The sequence below is a fragment of the Rhizobium quercicola genome, from assembly GCF_021168455.1.
In the GTDB taxonomy this organism is placed as follows: domain Bacteria; phylum Pseudomonadota; class Alphaproteobacteria; order Rhizobiales; family Rhizobiaceae; genus Ferranicluibacter; species Ferranicluibacter quercicola.
In genome coordinates this window covers 159,273-174,606 of sequence record NZ_JAJOZR010000008.1, presented here as the reverse complement: position 1 = coordinate 174,606, position 15,334 = coordinate 159,273, and the positions used below count along the sequence as shown (strand labels likewise).

Below are 15,334 nucleotides of genomic sequence, written 5' to 3'. Positions count from 1 at the left end.
CTGTAAGATTATGGAGGGTTCAGTGCGCCTCATCCCAATTGTGGGCGGCGCGGGCGTCGACTTTGAGGGGGACGCGCATGTCCAGCGCCGGCATGGCGGCGTTTTCCATGACGGAGACGATGAGGGGGATGGCCTTGTCGATGTCGGCGTCTTCCACCTCGAAGATCAGTTCGTCATGCACCTGCAGGAGCATGCGGCAGCGGTCGGAAAGCTTGGCGGCTTCGAGCGCCGGCTCCATCTGCACCATCGCGCGGCGGATGACGTCGGCGGCGGAGCCCTGGATCGGGGCGTTGATCGCCGCGCGCTCGTTGAAGGCACGCACGGAGGGGTTGGAGGAGCGGATGTCGGGGTAATGCGCCCGCCGGCCAAAGATGGTCTCGACATAGCCGTTCTCGCGGGCAAAGGCCTTGGTCGCGTCCATATAGTCGCGGATGCCGGGGAAGCGTTCGAAATAGCGCTTGATGTAGTCGCCGGCCTCGGAGCGCTCGATGGAGAGCTGGTTGGCAAGCCCGAAGGCGGAGATGCCGTAGATGATGCCGAAATTGATGGCTTTCGCCCGCCGGCGGATCTCGCTCGGCATGCCCTCGACCGGCACGCCGAACATTTCGGAGGCCGTCATCGCATGGATGTCGATGCCGTCGGCGAAGGCCTGCCGCAGCTGGGGAATATCGGCGACATGGGCGAGCACCCGCAGCTCGATCTGGCTGTAGTCGGCCGAAATCAGCTTGTGGCCCGGCGTCGAGATGAAGGCCGTGCGGATTTTGCGGCCTTCGGTCGTGCGGATCGGGATGTTCTGCAGATTGGGTTCCGACGAGGAGAGGCGCCCCGTGGTCGTGGCGGCGAGCGCATAGGAGGTGTGGACGCGGCCCGTCTTCGGATGCACGAAGCCGGGCAGGGCGTCGGTATAGGTGGACTTCAGCTTGGTCAGCTGGCGCCAGTCGACGATGCGCCGCGGCAGGTCGTGGCCGGAAAGGGCGAGGTCTTCCAGCACCTGCGCCGACGTGGACCATTGCCCGGTCTTGGTCTTCGACGCGCCGGGCAGGCCCATCTTGCCGAACAGAATGTCGCCCAGCTGCTTGGGCGAGCCGATGTTGAAGCTTTCGCCCGCCAGTTCGTGGATCTCGGCCTCCAGCCGCGCCGCGCCCTGCGCCAGCTCGCCGGAGAGCCGCGACAGGATCTGCCGGTCGATGGAGATGCCGCGCTCTTCCATGCGCGCGAGCACGGGTACCAGCGGCCGCTCCAGGCGTTCGTAGACGCGCACGAGTTTCTTGGCGGCAAGCCGGGGCTTGAGCACATGCCAGAGCCGCAGCGTCACGTCGGCATCCTCGGCCGCGTAGGCGGTGGCGCGGTCGATGTCGACATAGTCGAACGTCACCATCGACTTGCCGCTGCCGGCCACGTCCTTGAAGGGGATCGGCTGGTGACCGAGCCAGTGCTCGGACAAGGCGTCCATGCCGTGGGTGTTGGCGCCGGCATCGGACACGTAGGACATCAGCATCGTATCGTCGAAGCGGGCGATCTCCACGCCCTGCCGCTTCATGACGAGATAGTCGTATTTCATGTTCTGGGCGACGACGAGAACCGCGGGGTCTTCCAGCAGGTCTTTAAGAAGGGCGATCGCCTGTCCGTCGGGGATCTGGTTTTCCACGAGCCCGCCGCCGAGGAGATCGCCGACGCCGCTCTTGTGGAGCAGCGGCACATAGGCCGCCCGGATGGACGTGCCGGAGGCGTCGCGGCTGTTGTCGGCAATGGCGAGCGAGAAGCCGACGAGATCGGCCTGCATCGCATCGAGCGAATTGGTTTCCGTGTCGAAGGCGACGAGGCCGGCCTCGCGGGCGGCCGCGATCCAGCTTTGAAGCGTCGCGACGTCGCGGATCGTGACATAGGTCGAGCGGTCGATGGGGGCGGTGGCAAAGGCTTCGGCGCGGGACTGCGCCAGCGCCTGCGGCGTCGCGCCGGTTTCCACCGGCAGCACCGGCGCCTGGCGCAAGACCTTTGCCGCCTCCTCGGCCGTTTCGGGAGAGGCTTCCGCGGCCGGCGCGCCCGCCGGAGCCGTGCCGGCAGCCTCGCCCTTGTCGAGATCCGGCCCGTGCGCCTGCGCGCCGCCCTCGACGGGGACATGCGCCGTTTCCACCGCATCGGCATCCGTATCGGTGGCGGCGGCCACGCGGCGGGTCAGCGAGGTGAATTCCATCGCCTTCAGGAAGGCCACGAGCTTCGGCCCGTCCTGCGGATGCAGGTCGAGCGCGTCGAGCGGGGTCTCCACCGGAACGTCGGTCTTCAGCGTCACCAGCTCGCGCGACAGGCGGGCGAGATCGGCGTTGGCGAGGATGTTCTCGCGGCGCTTGACCTGTTTGATCTCGCCGGCGCGGGCGAGCAGCGTGTCGAGATCGCCGAACTCTTCCAGAAGCTGGGCGGCGGTCTTCGGGCCGATGCCGGGAATGCCGGGCACGTTGTCGGTCGAGTCGCCGGTCAGCGCCTGCAGGTCGATCATCTTTGCCGGCGGCACGCCCCATTTCTCGATGACCTCGGGAATGCCGATCTGCTTGTCCTTCATGCTGTCATACATGGAAACGCACGGGGTGAGCAGCTGCATCAGGTCCTTGTCGGAGGACACGATGGTCACGTCGCCGCCGGCTTCCTCCGCCATGCGGGCATAGGTGGCGATCAGGTCGTCGGCCTCGAACCCCTCCATCTCGATGCAGGGCAGGTTGAAGGCGCGCGTCGCATGGCGGATCAGGCCGAATTGCGGGATCAGGTCTTCCGGCGGGGCCGTGCGGTTGGCCTTGTACTTGTCGTAGAGATCGTTGCGGAAGGTCTTCGAGGAATAGTCGAAGATCACGGCGAAATGCGTCGGCGTGACGCCGACCGAGGTGTCGCGCGCGTCCGTCAGAAGCTTCCACAGCATGTTGCAGAAGCCCGAGACCGCATTGACGGGCAGGCCGTCCGATTTGCGGTTCAGCGGGGGAATCGCGTGGAAGGCCCGGAAGATGAAGCCGGAGCCGTCTACGAGGAAGAGATGATCGCCTTTTTTCATGGAGACACGGATAGCGCGGCAGGCGCGAAAGGTCCATCGGGCAAGCCGTCTCGTCGATGCCGTTCCGGGGTCCCGACGTTCGATGGCGTGCGCCCTTGCGAAAATGAGAGGCTGTTTCAAACCTTACCAATTTGTAATCAGCCGTCCCCGGCGCTTCCCTTGAAAAGCCACATTCGGACCCACAAATCAGGGTCAACGGCAGCGACAAGCGCCGTCATCTGGTCGAGGCCTGTCCCCCGCCGACCCCAGATGCAAGGACAAAGGCCTAACCCCCCTCTCCGGGCCTTTGTCCATTATCAAAAACCGTCATGGCCCCGCCTCCGCCATGGCGGTTTTTCCGTCTCGGGGCATGGCGGTATTTCCGTCTCGGGGCACGATGGTTCTTCCGCTTCGGGGCGGGGCGGTTTTTTCGGTTCCGGCGTCGGCTGCGATCTTGTCACCGTGCCGTCCCGGGCGTACCCATTGTCATGGCCTACGACCGCATGGAGTCCGCCACCTATCTCGCCAGCCTGCTGGCCAGACGCTTCTCCCGCCAGCTGCAGGAGAGGGGCCGCAAGCTCGGCTTTGCGCCGGGGCAGTTTCCCGTGCTGGCCGAATTGTGGAACGAGGACGGGCTGACGCAGCGCCAGCTCATCGACCGGCTGGATGCCGAGCAGGCGACCATCGCCAACACGCTGGCGCGGATGGAGCGGGATGCGCTGATCACGCGCCGCCCCCACCCGACGGATCGGCGGGCGCAGCAGATCTTCCTGACCGAGCGCGGTCGCGCGCTGGAGGGTGACGCGATGATGGCGGCGCGGGCGGCCGACGATGCGCTGTTGACCGGCTTTCGCCGCTTCGAGCGGGCGCTGATGCTCGAATATATGCGCATGGCCATCGCCAATGCCGACCTTTCCCCCGTCGATGCCATGCACGAGGCCCCGGTGCGGCAGGGGGCGGAGGCGGACGCCCCGCGAGACGCCGGCCCGGACAGTCCGGGCGAACGCCCGCGGTGACGGGTGGGTCTTCCCAAGCCCGAATTTTTGAGTAGGGTCGCGCCGACATCAAGGAGCATTGCCATGACCGATATCACCGGCGTTCTCGCTAAGGCCGACGCCAATCTCGACGCCAGCCTCGAACGGCTCTTCGACCTCGTGCGCATTCCCTCCATCTCGACCGATCCGGCCTATAAGGACGCCTGCCGCACGGCGGCGGAATGGCTGGTCGCGGACCTTCAGGGCCTCGGCTTCACGGCCTCGGTGCGCGATACGCCCGGCCATCCCATGGTCGTCGCGCATCACGACGGTGCCACCCCGGATGCGCCGCACGTGCTGTTCTACGGTCATTACGACGTCCAGCCGGTCGATCCGCTGTCGCTCTGGGAAACCGACCCCTTCACCCCGTCCGTGCGCGAGCTGTCGCCTGGCCGCACCCCTGGCCGCAAGGTCATCACCGGCCGCGGCACCTCCGACGACAAGGGCCAGCTGATGACCTTCGTCGAGGCCTGCCGCGCCTATAAGGAAACCCATGGCAGCCTGCCGTGCCGCGTCACGGTGCTGTTCGAGGGCGAGGAGGAATCCGGCTCGCCGTCGCTGAAACCCTTCCTGACCGCGAACGCCGAGGAATTGACAGCCGACTATGCGCTGGTCTGCGACACCGGCATGTGGGACGGCGAGACGCCGGCCATCGCGGCCGGCCTGCGCGGCCTCGTGGGCGAGGAGGTGGTGGTGACCGCCGCCGACCGCGACCTGCATTCCGGCATGTTCGGCGGCGCTGCCGCCAATCCGATCCACATCCTGTCGCGCATTCTCGCCGGCCTTCACGACGAGACCGGCCGCGTGACGCTTGACGGCTTCTATGACGGCGTCGAGGAGACGCCGACGCAGATCAAGGCCGCCTGGGAAACGCTCGGCCAGACGGCGGAGAAGATGCTGGGCGAGATCGGCCTTGCCATCCCCTCGGGCGAGCAGGGCCGCTCGGTCCTCGAACTCATCTGGGCGCGCCCGACGGCCGAGGTCAACGGTATCACCGGCGGCTACACGGGCGAGGGCTTCAAGACCGTGATCGCCGCAAAGGCGTCGGCGAAGATCTCCTTCCGCCTCGTCGGCCAGCAGAACCCCGATGCGATCCGCGCGGCCTTCCGCGATTACGTCCGCGCCCGCATTCCGGACGATTGCTCGGTGGAATTCCACGAGCATGGCGGCTCGCCGGCCATCCAGCTGCCGTATGATTCGTCGCTCCTCAACACGGCGAAATCGGCGCTGTCGGAGGAGTGGCCGAAGGCCGCGGTCATCATCGGCATGGGCGGCTCCATTCCGATCGTCGGCGATTTCCAGAAGATGCTGGGCATGGAATCGCTGCTGGTCGGCTTCGGCCTGTCCGACGACCGCATCCACTCGCCCAACGAGAAATACGACCTCCAGTCCTTCCACAAGGGCATCCGCTCCTGGGTGCGCATCCTCGACGCGCTGGCGGCCGCTCGCTAGCGTTTGTCAGGGACAAGTGGAAACCGGTTATCCCGACAAGACAGACGAAATCAAAGAAAACCAGAATCTGTCCGGTTCAGAATGAACCGGACAGATTCGAAATGCGGCGCTGACACGTTGAAATCTCAAGATTTTGTGAAGGCGCCGCCGGCCGGGACGCCCTTGACCCGGCCGGGTGGCGATGGTCTCATGACCCATATGACGTCGAGACTGCCTCCGCCGGACCGAAAAAGACCTGCATGAAGACGATCCGCGCCCTGATCTGGCCGGCCGTCGGGCTGGCGGCCATCCTGTTTTCGCTCTACGGCCTTTACCACGAGCTGCGGGGGCTTTCGCTCGACGACTTCCTGACGAGCTTCCAGGCCGTGCCGCTGAAAAGCTGGCTGCTGGCGGCCGGGGCCACGCTGGTGGCCTATGCGGCGCTTGCGGCCTACGACCATCTGGCGCTCGAACATCTCGGCCGGCGCCTGTCGCTGACCTTCATCACCGTCTGCTCGTTCACCGCCTATGCCCTGTCGCACACCATCGGGGCCTCGGTCTTCTCGGGCGCCGTCGTGCGCTACCGGGCCTATGGGTCGAAGGGCCTGAGCGTCAGCGAAACCGGCATTCTCGTTGCCTTCTGCTCGCTGACCTTCGCGCTGGGCACGCTGACGCTGTCGGCGATCGTGCTTCTGATCGAGCCGGAGATCGTCGATCGCTTCTCGGACGTCATCCCGCTCGGCGCCTCGATCTCCACGGCGATCGTCATTCTCGCGCTGATCGGCCTCTACCTCCTGGGAAGTCTCATCGGCTTCAGGCCCATCCGCACGCGGTGGTTCCATCTGGAATATCCGCGGCCGACGCTGGCGGTGCGGCAATTGCTGATCGCGCCGGTCGAGCTGATCGGGGCTGCCGCCATCATCTATTTCGCGCTGCCGGAGGCGGGAAATCCGGGCTATATGGTGGTGCTCGGCGTGTTCCTCGCCTCGTTCTCGGCCGCCCTCCTGTCACACGCCCCGGGCGGCATCGGCGTGCTCGAGCTGATCTTCATCGCGGCCCTGCCGGAGATCGATGCGGCCTCGGTGCTGGCCGCCCTCGTCATCTTCCGGCTGTTCTACCTCGTCATCCCCTTCCTGATGGCGCTCGTCGTGGTCGTGCTATTCGAGCGCCGCCAGTTTCTGGAGCGCCGCCGCGCGGGGCCTTGATCCGGGACGGTCTGGTCTCTTTTCACGCAACTCCGGACGCAGAACCGCGTCGCACTTTTGCTGGATTTGCTCTTACGACGGGGAATGGCAGACCTTCGGGACCGCCTCGGCAAAGGGCGTCTTCACCTCGCCGAGTTCGGCGCGCTCGATGTGCAGCGGCGTGAACGGCGGTTCCTGGATGGCGGCATTGACGATGCGCGTCACGTAGCAGCCGGCAAAGACGCGCTCCTTTCCGTCCTTGTCCACCGAGCGCACCGCCACGGGCACCGGCGCGTAGAGGCTGCCGGCTGCACCCTCCTGCGTCACGACGCCGGTCTTCACCTCGACATCGACCGTGTTTTTGTAGCCCAGCACGAAGCTCGCATAGTCGCCGGCCGGGGGCTTGTCGCCGAAATAGGCATAGGCGCGGGCATATTCCTTGCGCGCGATGGCATTGTAGAGCGAGCGGACGAGCTTTGCCCCGTCCGACCGATCGTCGACATAGGGCACGTCCTGCGCGAGTGCTGCGTGTGGAACGGCGAAGCTTCCGGCCAGAAGGGCGGCGGAAAGGGCGAGGGAGACAAAGGCGCGATGGGGCATGGAACGTCCTTGTGAAGATGCCGCATCTTCTCGTGAAGATGCCGCATCGTTAGGCCACCGACATGCGGCAAATTGACGACGCTCAGGCATCGGGAACGGCCGGCAATGCGACGATCGCTCAAATGGTAGCGATCGCTTCAACGCTGTCTTTCCGTCTTTTCGCTACCGTCCTGTCCGGAACAGATTTTTTGCCGGGGGACGACATGGCGCTGAAGATGCTTTTTGCGGAATTGATGGCGGTTGCGGTGCGGGTGACGCCGCTTGCGCCGAGGCTTGCCGGCCCGAAAGAGGCGGGCAAGCAGCTGAGCAGACAGGCCGCAGGCCGCCGCCAGGCAATGATCGCGTCGCCGGCCATGGACCTGCCCATGCTGCCTTCCCCGATCAATCCCGACTGGATCGTCGCGGGTGCGCCGGTTGCGCGTCTGGCCGAGCATTCGCGCAGCCACGACGATGCCGCCGTCACCGCCATGTGGGATTGCACGGCCGGCGAATTCAACTGGTATTTCGGCTGGGACGAAACGGTCGTCATCCTCGAAGGCGAGGTGCATGTGACGGCCGAGGACGGCACCGAGACGGTGCTGCGTGCCGGCGATATCGGCTTCTTCAACGGCGGCACCTGGGCCAACTGGCGCATCGAGACCTATGTCCGCAAGATCGCCTTCTGCCGCAAGAAATTCCCCGAACCCGTCGTCATGGCCTATCGCCTGCGCGACATGCTGCGCGGCGAAGCGCCCAAGGCGGCCCTCGCCGCCTGATCGGGTTCGTCGGGCGGCCGCGCGACTTTCGCTCAGCCGCAGGGCGGTCTGCCGTTGCGTTCGGGCGCGTCCCGTCCTACGTCATGAGGCCCGCCGGAGACGCGGCGGGTCGATCGGCAGGGGAAGACAATGGCAGCCAGCAGAACGGCACTCCGGAACGTCGCGGTTCAGATGGACCACGTCTCCACCATCAATATCGCGGGCGATTCGACCTTTGCGATGAGCCTGGAGGCGCAGAACCGCGGCTACCGGCTGTTTCACTACACGCCGGACCGGCTGTCGCTGCGCGACGGGCAGGTCTATGCCACGGCGCAGCAGATGACGCTGCGCGACGTGAAGGGCGATCATTTCACGCTCGGCGAGCCTGAGCGGCTCGATCTCTCCACCATGGATGTGGTGCTCCTGCGTCAGGATCCGCCCTTCGACATGGCCTATATCACCTCGACCCATCTTCTGGAGCGCATTCACCCGAAAACGCTGGTGGTGAACGACCCCGCCTGGGTGCGCAACTCACCGGAAAAGATCTTCGTCACCGAATTTCCCGATCTGATGCCGAAGACGCTGATCACCCGCGACCCGGCCGAAATCGCCAAATTCCGTGAAGAAATGGGCGACATCATCCTGAAGCCGCTCTACGGCAACGGGGGTGCGGGCGTGTTCCACGCCACCCGCGACGACCGCAACATGTCCTCGCTGCTCGAAATGTTCGGGCAGATGTTCCGCGAGCCCTTCATCGCGCAGGAATACCTGCCGGCCGTGCGCAAGGGCGACAAGCGCATCATCCTCGTCGACGGCGAGCCCGTCGGCGCCATCAACCGCGTGCCGGCCGAGCACGATGCCCGCTCCAACATGCATGCGGGCGGCAAGCCCGAGCCGACGGAGCTGACGGCGCGCGAGAGGGAGATCTGCGCCCGCATCGGCCCGGCCTTGCGCGAACGCGGCTTCCTGCTGGTCGGCATCGACGTCATCGGCGACGTCATGACCGAGATCAACGTGACCTCCCCGACCGGCATCCGCGAGGTGAAGACATTCGGCGGTGCCGATATCGCGAGCCTTCTCTGGGATGCGATCGAGCGCAAGCGCGGCTGAAAAATCCGGCCGGGTTGTGATGTTTACAACCTTGCCGACATGGTCGATTGTAATCGTTCCGCCAATGTTCTTGTTTTATTCCGGCTGCCGTGTAATGTGAGGAAAGTCTCATAAGCGCATCGGTCGGAGTGGCGGGAATATGGTGGCACGGGTCGGCACGGTGGCGTTTCAGGGCATCGAGGGCGTTCCGGTCGATGTGCAGGTGATGGTGGCGCCCGGCAAGGTCGGCGTGCAGATCGTCGGCCTGCCGGACAAGGCGGTGGCCGAAAGCCGGGAACGGGTGCACGCGGCCCTCCACGCCTCCGGCCTTTCCCTGCCGCCCAAACGCGTGACGATCAATCTCGCGCCGGCCGACCTGCCGAAGGAAGGCAGCCATTTCGACCTTGCGATCGCGCTCGGGCTGATGGCGGCGCTCGGCGCGATTCCGTCGGATGCGCTGGCCGAATACGTCGTCATCGGCGAACTGAACCTCGACGGCACGATCGCGGCCGTTGCCGGCGCGCTGCCTGCCGCCATCGGTGCGAACGCCATCGGCAAGGGCCTCATCTGCCCGGCCGACAGCGGCCCGGAGGCCGCCTGGGCCGGTTCCGAGATCGACATTCTCGCGCCCCGCAGCCTGATCGCGCTCGCCAATCATTTCCGCGGCACGCAGGTGCTGACCCGGCCGGAGCCGGCCATCCGCGCGACGGCCGCCAATCTGCCGGATCTCGCCGACATCAAGGGGCAGGAAAGCGCCAAGCGCGCGCTGGAGGTGGCCGCCGCCGGAAACCACAATCTGCTGATGGTCGGCCCGCCCGGCTCGGGCAAGTCGATGCTCGCCGCACGCCTGCCCTCCATCCTGCCGCCGCTGTCGCCGGGCGAGCTGCTCGAGGTGTCGATGATCCACTCGATCGCCGGGCAGCTGGCGGGCGGCAAGCTCTCGGATCGCCGGCCCTTCCGCACGCCGCACCACTCCGCCACCATGGCGGCCCTGATCGGCGGCGGTCTGCGCGCCCGGCCGGGCGAGGCGTCGCTTGCCCATAACGGCGTACTGTTTCTCGACGAGTTCCCGGAATTTTCGCCGCAGGCGCTGGACGCGTTGCGCCAGCCGCTGGAGACCGGCGAATGCATCATCGCGCGCGCCAACCACCGCATCAGCTATCCCGCCGCCATCCAGCTGGTCGCCGCCATGAACCCCTGCCGCTGCGGCATGGCGGGCGAGCCGGGGCACAGCTGCGCGCGGGGCCCGCGCTGCACCAGCGATTATCAGGCGCGCATCTCCGGCCCGCTGATGGACCGGATCGACATCCGCATTTCCGTGCCCGCCGTGTCCGCTGCCGATCTCATCCGCCCGGCGCCGGCCGAAACCAGCGCGGTCGTCGCCGCCCGCGTCGCCCATGCCCGGGCGATCCAGACCGACCGCTTCATCGCCTTCGGCATGCCGAAGATCACCGCGAACGCCCGCTGCACCACCTCGATGATCGAGACGCTGGCCGAACCCGATGCCGGCGGGCTGCAGCTCCTGCGCGAGGTCGCGGAACGGATGACCTTTTCGGCCCGCGCCTATCACCGCGTCCTCAAGGTCGCCCGCACGCTGGCCGATCTCGACGCCCGCCCGACCGTCGGCCGGATCCACATCGCCGAAGCCATCTCCTACCGCATCGCCGCGGACCGCGTGACCAGCGCGGCGTGAGACGCGGGCCGGCCGCCGGATTGCCGTCGGCTCGAGACGGCGCGGGTTTTGAAACCGGGCGTCTGGAAAACCGGGGGAATGCCGGACTGTCAAAAACGCGGAGGCCCTTTATCCGCGCGGGAGAATGCGGCAATGTCTCGCCCTCAAGGACGGCACCGTTCTGCCGTATCCGATGCCGGTCGCAGCCCACCCGGTCAAAACAAGGGAACGCTCTCCATGAAAACGCTCGTCGTCTGCTCCGGCGGACTGGACTCCGTCACGCTCGCCCATCACGTGGCGCGCGACCGTCATCTCGCCGGCCTCCTGTCCTTCGACTACGGCCAGCGCCATCGCCGGGAGCTGGACTTTGCGGCCGAGGCCGCGCACAGGCTCGGCGTGCCGCACCATCTGATCGACATCGGGCCGATCGGCGCGCATCTGACCGGCTCGGCGCTGACGGACGATATCGCGGTGCCGGACGGGCATTATGCGCAGGAGACGATGAAGACGACGGTGGTGCCGAACCGCAATGCGATCATGCTGACGATCGCCTTCGGCCTTGCGGCCGCGCAGACGCTCGATGCCGTCGCCGTCGCCGTTCATGGCGGCGATCACTTCATCTATCCCGATTGCCGGCCCGATTTCATCCGCGCGTTCCAGACCATGCAGACACACGCGCTGGACGGCTATGCCTCGGTCGACCTTTACGCCCCCTATGTCGAGCGCACGAAAGCCGACATCGTCACGGAGGGCGCCGGCAACGGCACGCCCTTCGCGCGGACATGGTCCTGCTACAAGGGTGGCACGGTGCATTGCGGACGGTGCGGCACCTGCGTGGAGCGGCGCGAGGCCTTCCATCTCGCGGGCGTCGAAGACCCGACGCTCTACGAGGATGCCGATTTCTGGCGGGAGGCCTGCGGGGTCGGGCGCTCCGTGGCGCAAGAGGTCCGCTGAGACGTCGCAAGGGCGCGAACCCGCCTTTGCCGTTCCGTCGTCGTGGTCCCGGGTCGGATCACTGCAGCGTCGGCGGCTCTTCGTCTCCGAAGAAGGAGCGAATGCCTTCGCGGGCGACGGTCGCGAGAAACTCGTCGAAGGCTTCGCGGTCGGTCGGGAAGGGGTCTTCCCACTCGGTCACGTCTTCTTCCTGCGTCAGCACCAGCATCTGCCAGTCGAGATTCGTACCCGCCGGCCGCGAGATATCGACCAGCACGGTCACGCCGTCTTCGGTGAACTCGCCGGACAGCTCCGAATACTCCATTTCCGGTTCATTATCGTTCGACATCGGTCCTCGCCATTCTCGATCTTCTGCTCGTTCTACACCGCAACGCCGCGCAAAGCATAGCCTGCCGCACACGTCCTTCAAGTCAGACGCGGGTCACAGTCCGTCCGGGATCCTGACGGCCGAGGCATCCGCGACGGCTGCCAGCCTGTCGAGATCGCGCGCGCGGATCTCCGGCGTGACGTCGCTCTGCCGGATCGCGAACCAGGCTTTCAGGGCATCGACCGCGGCGCCGTGGGGCTGCGGATAGGAGGGAAGGCCGAGCACCCAGCCCCGCAGGATATCGCGGTCCATGCGGCCTCTTTCATATTGCTGTTGCATGCGGCGAACGGCGATCGCCAGATCTTCCTGCGTTTTCATGGGTGTCTGCTGCACGAAGGGCCGATGAGGGGAAATGTCGTCGCTGTCACTCTGGTCTACCGCGGTCCGCGCCGCGTCAGGCGGCTCTGGTACGAAACCCTACTGCATAATTCCCGAATCCGGAATCGATTTCGGGAACGAAGCCGTCGGACGAAAGCCTGTCGCGGAAACCGGGTTTCGGGCGACATCGTTTCCGCCCGCCGGCGGTGTGGCATGAACGGCAAAAAGCCCCGGCAAGCGGGGCTTTGAGGCTTCAGGCGGGTCGATACCGGCTCAGCGCAGTCCGAAGAACGAGAGGACGGCGAGAACGACGACGACCAGTCCGACGATATAGATGATATTGTTCATGACGGGTTCCCTTGTTTGACATGTAACGAACGCGTGATTTCCGGTTTCGTTCCATTTTGCACGCTCCGGCAGCAGGACGCGCGCCGCATCCCTCTCCGTTGCCGCAACGAACGCCTTCGTCGCCGCGATCGCCGCCGCAAACCCGCTGCCGGGTGCACAAGCGTGTCGTTAACGCCCCCTTAAATCGCCGCATTTACAGTTCACCGCACCCTGCGACGGCTTGGGCGGCTTGCCGGTCGCCTTGTCTTCAGCGCACACACGGAGCGGTCACATCCCGGTATGGCAGGCACATCGCGTTCACGTCCCCGCATCGATCCGTCCTTTTCGAGCGGTGACGACGGGGGATTCCGCGTCGATGCGAGTGACCGCGTGAGCGGACGGCCGACAGCGTCCAAATCCTCCAAGCCCGGCAGGTCGAAGAGCAGCGGCAAGACCGCGCGCCGGTCTCTCAAGGGGCGCGGCGGGCGGCGGGGCGGCGGTGGCGGCGGCCTGTTCGGCTTCCTGCGCGCCTTCGTCTACTGGTGCATCGTCGCGGGTATCTGGGGCGCGATGGGGATCGGCGGCCTCGTGCTCTATTACGGCTCGCGCATGCCGAACGCGACCAGCTGGACCATTCCCGAGCGGCCGCCGAACGTGAAGATCCTGGCCGTCAACGGCGACACGCTCGCCAATCGCGGCGCCACCGGCGGCGAGGCGATCGCGCTCGAGGATATGTCGCCCTTCATTCCCCAGGCCGTCATGGCCATCGAGGACCGGCGCTTCTATTCCCATTTCGGCGTCGATCCGCTGGGTCTGGCACGGGCCATGATCACCAACGTGACCACCGGCCGCATGGTGCAGGGCGGCTCCACGCTGACGCAGCAGCTGGCCAAGAACCTGTTTCTCTCGCCGGAGCGCACGCTGGAGCGCAAGGTGCAGGAGGTGCTGCTCGCCTTCTGGCTGGAGCAGAAATATTCCAAGGACCAGATCCTTGCCATGTATCTCAACCGCGTCTTCTTCGGCTCGAACGCCTACGGCGTGGAGGCCGCCTCGCAGCGCTACTTCAACAAATCCGCGCGCGACGTGAACCTCGGCGAGGCCGCCCTTCTCGCCGGTCTCCTGAAGGCGCCCTCGCGCCTGTCGCCGGCACGCGATCCGAAGGCGGCCGAGGAGCGGGCGCAGGTGGTGCTGGGCGCCATGCGCGAGGAAGGGCTGATCACCGACGACGAGGTGAAGACCGCGATGTCGCAGCCGCCGACCAAGGCGAAGAGCTTCTGGTCCGGCGCGCAATATTATGCCGCCGATCTGGTGATGGACCAGCTTCCCGGCCTCGTCGGTGCCGTCAAGCAGGATCTGGTCGTGGAAACCACGCTCGATCTCGATCTCGAAGCCAAGGCCGAAAAGACGCTCTCCGACATGCTGAAGGAGAGCGGCGCGAAATCGCGTGCCTCGCAGGCAGCGCTGGTGTCGGTGGATGCGACGGGCGCGATCCGGGCGCTGGTCGGCGGGCGCGACTATGCCGAAAGCCAGTTCGACCGCGCGGTGAAGGCCAAGCGGCAGCCAGGTTCGGCCTTCAAGCCCTTCGTCTATGCCGCGGCCATGGAGATCGGCCGCACGCCGATGTCGATCCGCAACGACGCGCCGGTGCGCATCGGCAAGTGGACGCCGGAAAACTACGACCAGAAATATCGCGGCGAGGTGTCGCTGGCCGACGCGCTCGCCAATTCGCTCAACACCATCGCAGCCCAGCTCGTCATGGAGGTCGGCCCGCCGCAGGTGGCAAAGCTCGCCCATCGCCTCGGCATCGAGTCGGAGCTGCAGGCGAATGCCTCCATCGCGCTGGGGACCTCGGAGGTCAGCCTGCTGGAGCTCACCTCGGCTTACGCGCCGTTCATGAATGGCGGCTTCAAGGCGACGCCGCACATCGTCAAGCGGGTGACGACCGCCGAGGGCAAGGTTCTCTACGAAAACACCTACGACAACCCGCCGCGCGTGCTCGATCCCGAGATCGTCTCGGAAATGAACCAGATGATGGTGGGCGTGGTGGAGCGCGGCACGGGCAAGAACGCCAAGCTGAAGGGCTGGCAGGCCGCCGGCAAGTCGGGCACCACCCAGTCCTTCCGCGATGCGCTGTTCGTCGGCTTTACCAACAACCTGACGACGGGCGTCTGGTTCGGAAACGACGACGGCACCTCGATGAAGAAGGTGACGGGGGGCGGGCTGCCGGCGAAAGCCTGGCATATCTACATGACCGAAGCGCATGAGGGGCTCACGCCCTCGCCGATCTTCGGCACCAAGGGCATCCAGCCCTCCTTCGACGATCCCGGCATCCAGCGCACCATCGGCGACGTCATTTCCGGCGCGTTCGGGCAGAAGCCCAGGGACGTCTACCCCGATGCGCCGGTGGCGGATGCCGAGATGCCGCCGTCCGACATACCGCGCGGGCAAGGCGGCGCGGTGGATGCCGCGGAAGGTGGTCCGGTGCCGCCGGCCGATGTCGGTCAGACCACCGGCGGCACGCCGCAGACGCGCCGCACGACCCTCTTCGATATCCTGACCGGGGGTTGACGGCGGCCCGCGGACATGCGGATCCGGAAACCGGTCTAAA

The 15,334-nt window shown here is 66.2% G+C and carries 11 protein-coding genes and 1 pseudogene; 8 read left to right on the top strand and 4 right to left on the bottom strand.

Annotation, left to right across the window (positions count from 1 at the left end; translation table 11 throughout):
• Positions 1 to 19: 19 nt before the first annotated feature.
• Entirely contained in the window at positions 20 to 3,037 is a 3,018-nt protein-coding gene (gene polA, locus LRX75_RS14015; RefSeq protein ID WP_231815335.1) for a DNA polymerase I, read from the bottom strand.
• Positions 3,038 to 3,504: 467 nt separating this feature from the next.
• Here polA and LRX75_RS14010 point away from each other — a divergent pair.
• From LRX75_RS14010 to LRX75_RS14000, 3 genes and pseudogenes are all read left to right on the top strand, one after another.
• Positions 3,505 to 3,921, top strand: a pseudogene (locus LRX75_RS14010) (MarR family winged helix-turn-helix transcriptional regulator); the annotation flags it as partial.
• 174 nt (positions 3,922 to 4,095) lie between these two features.
• On the top strand, positions 4,096 to 5,502 hold the full coding sequence (locus tag LRX75_RS14005) for a M20/M25/M40 family metallo-hydrolase (RefSeq protein WP_231815334.1): 1,407 nt from the start codon (positions 4,096 to 4,098) through the stop codon (positions 5,500 to 5,502).
• A 239-nt stretch (positions 5,503 to 5,741) separates the two neighbouring features.
• The gene (locus LRX75_RS14000; RefSeq protein ID WP_231815333.1) at positions 5,742 to 6,686 is read left to right on the top strand and encodes a lysylphosphatidylglycerol synthase domain-containing protein; all 945 of its coding nucleotides are present in this window, start codon (positions 5,742 to 5,744) and stop codon (positions 6,684 to 6,686) included.
• Between the two features lie 72 nt (positions 6,687 to 6,758).
• Here the strand turns inward: LRX75_RS14000 and LRX75_RS13995 are convergent, their stop codons facing one another.
• A complete protein-coding gene (locus LRX75_RS13995) occupies positions 6,759 to 7,265 on the bottom strand; it encodes a hypothetical protein (protein ID WP_231815332.1) in 507 nt (168 codons plus the stop codon).
• A gap of 203 nt (positions 7,266 to 7,468) precedes the next feature.
• Between LRX75_RS13995 and LRX75_RS13990 the strand changes: the two genes are divergently transcribed.
• The 4 genes from LRX75_RS13990 to queC all read left to right on the top strand — a co-directional run bounded on the left by LRX75_RS13990 (position 7,469) and on the right by queC (position 11,714).
• Positions 7,469 to 8,020, top strand: a complete 552-nt coding sequence (locus LRX75_RS13990; RefSeq protein ID WP_231815330.1) for a cupin domain-containing protein — start codon at positions 7,469 to 7,471, stop codon at positions 8,018 to 8,020.
• A 129-nt stretch (positions 8,021 to 8,149) separates the two neighbouring features.
• Positions 8,150 to 9,109, top strand: coding sequence for a glutathione synthase (gene gshB / locus LRX75_RS13985; RefSeq protein WP_231815328.1), 960 nt, complete (start codon positions 8,150 to 8,152; stop codon positions 9,107 to 9,109).
• A gap of 139 nt (positions 9,110 to 9,248) precedes the next feature.
• A complete protein-coding gene (locus LRX75_RS13980; RefSeq protein WP_231815326.1) occupies positions 9,249 to 10,781 on the top strand; it encodes a YifB family Mg chelatase-like AAA ATPase in 1,533 nt (510 codons plus the stop codon).
• Between the two features lie 216 nt (positions 10,782 to 10,997).
• Entirely contained in the window at positions 10,998 to 11,714 is a 717-nt protein-coding gene (queC, locus tag LRX75_RS13975) for a 7-cyano-7-deazaguanine synthase QueC (protein WP_231815324.1), read from the top strand.
• A 58-nt stretch (positions 11,715 to 11,772) separates the two neighbouring features.
• Here queC and LRX75_RS13970 read toward each other — a convergent pair whose 3' ends face one another.
• Together LRX75_RS13970 and LRX75_RS13965 are read right to left on the bottom strand one after the other, a co-directional pair.
• Entirely contained in the window at positions 11,773 to 12,042 is a 270-nt protein-coding gene (locus LRX75_RS13970; RefSeq protein ID WP_110727608.1) for a hypothetical protein, read from the bottom strand.
• A 93-nt stretch (positions 12,043 to 12,135) separates the two neighbouring features.
• Positions 12,136 to 12,399, bottom strand: a complete 264-nt coding sequence (locus LRX75_RS13965; RefSeq protein ID WP_231815322.1) for a hypothetical protein — start codon at positions 12,397 to 12,399, stop codon at positions 12,136 to 12,138.
• Positions 12,400 to 13,026: 627 nt separating this feature from the next.
• Between LRX75_RS13965 and LRX75_RS13960 the strand changes: the two genes are divergently transcribed.
• Positions 13,027 to 15,294 carry a transglycosylase domain-containing protein gene (locus tag LRX75_RS13960; RefSeq protein WP_231815320.1) on the top strand — a complete coding sequence of 756 codons (2,268 nt, stop codon included), beginning with the start codon at positions 13,027 to 13,029 and terminating at the stop codon, positions 15,292 to 15,294.
• Positions 15,295 to 15,334 lie beyond the last annotated feature (40 nt).

Bases quoted from the DNA above. Each gene is read 5' to 3' on its own strand.
- polA (WP_231815335.1), bottom strand. From the start codon at position 3,037: ATGAAAAAAGGCGATCATCTCTTCCTCGTAGACGGCTCCGGCTTCATC.
- LRX75_RS14005 (WP_231815334.1), top strand. From the start codon at position 4,096: ATGACCGATATCACCGGCGTTCTCGCTAAGGCCGACGCCAATCTCGAC.
- LRX75_RS14000 (WP_231815333.1), top strand. From the start codon at position 5,742: ATGAAGACGATCCGCGCCCTGATCTGGCCGGCCGTCGGGCTGGCGGCC.
- LRX75_RS13995 (WP_231815332.1), bottom strand. From the start codon at position 7,265: ATGCCCCATCGCGCCTTTGTCTCCCTCGCCCTTTCCGCCGCCCTTCTG.
- LRX75_RS13990 (WP_231815330.1), top strand. From the start codon at position 7,469: ATGGCGCTGAAGATGCTTTTTGCGGAATTGATGGCGGTTGCGGTGCGG.
- gshB (WP_231815328.1), top strand. From the start codon at position 8,150: ATGGCAGCCAGCAGAACGGCACTCCGGAACGTCGCGGTTCAGATGGAC.
- LRX75_RS13980 (WP_231815326.1), top strand. From the start codon at position 9,249: ATGGTGGCACGGGTCGGCACGGTGGCGTTTCAGGGCATCGAGGGCGTT.
- queC (WP_231815324.1), top strand. From the start codon at position 10,998: ATGAAAACGCTCGTCGTCTGCTCCGGCGGACTGGACTCCGTCACGCTC.
- LRX75_RS13970 (WP_110727608.1), bottom strand. From the start codon at position 12,042: ATGTCGAACGATAATGAACCGGAAATGGAGTATTCGGAGCTGTCCGGC.
- LRX75_RS13965 (WP_231815322.1), bottom strand. From the start codon at position 12,399: ATGAAAACGCAGGAAGATCTGGCGATCGCCGTTCGCCGCATGCAACAG.
- LRX75_RS13960 (WP_231815320.1), top strand. From the start codon at position 13,027: ATGGCAGGCACATCGCGTTCACGTCCCCGCATCGATCCGTCCTTTTCG.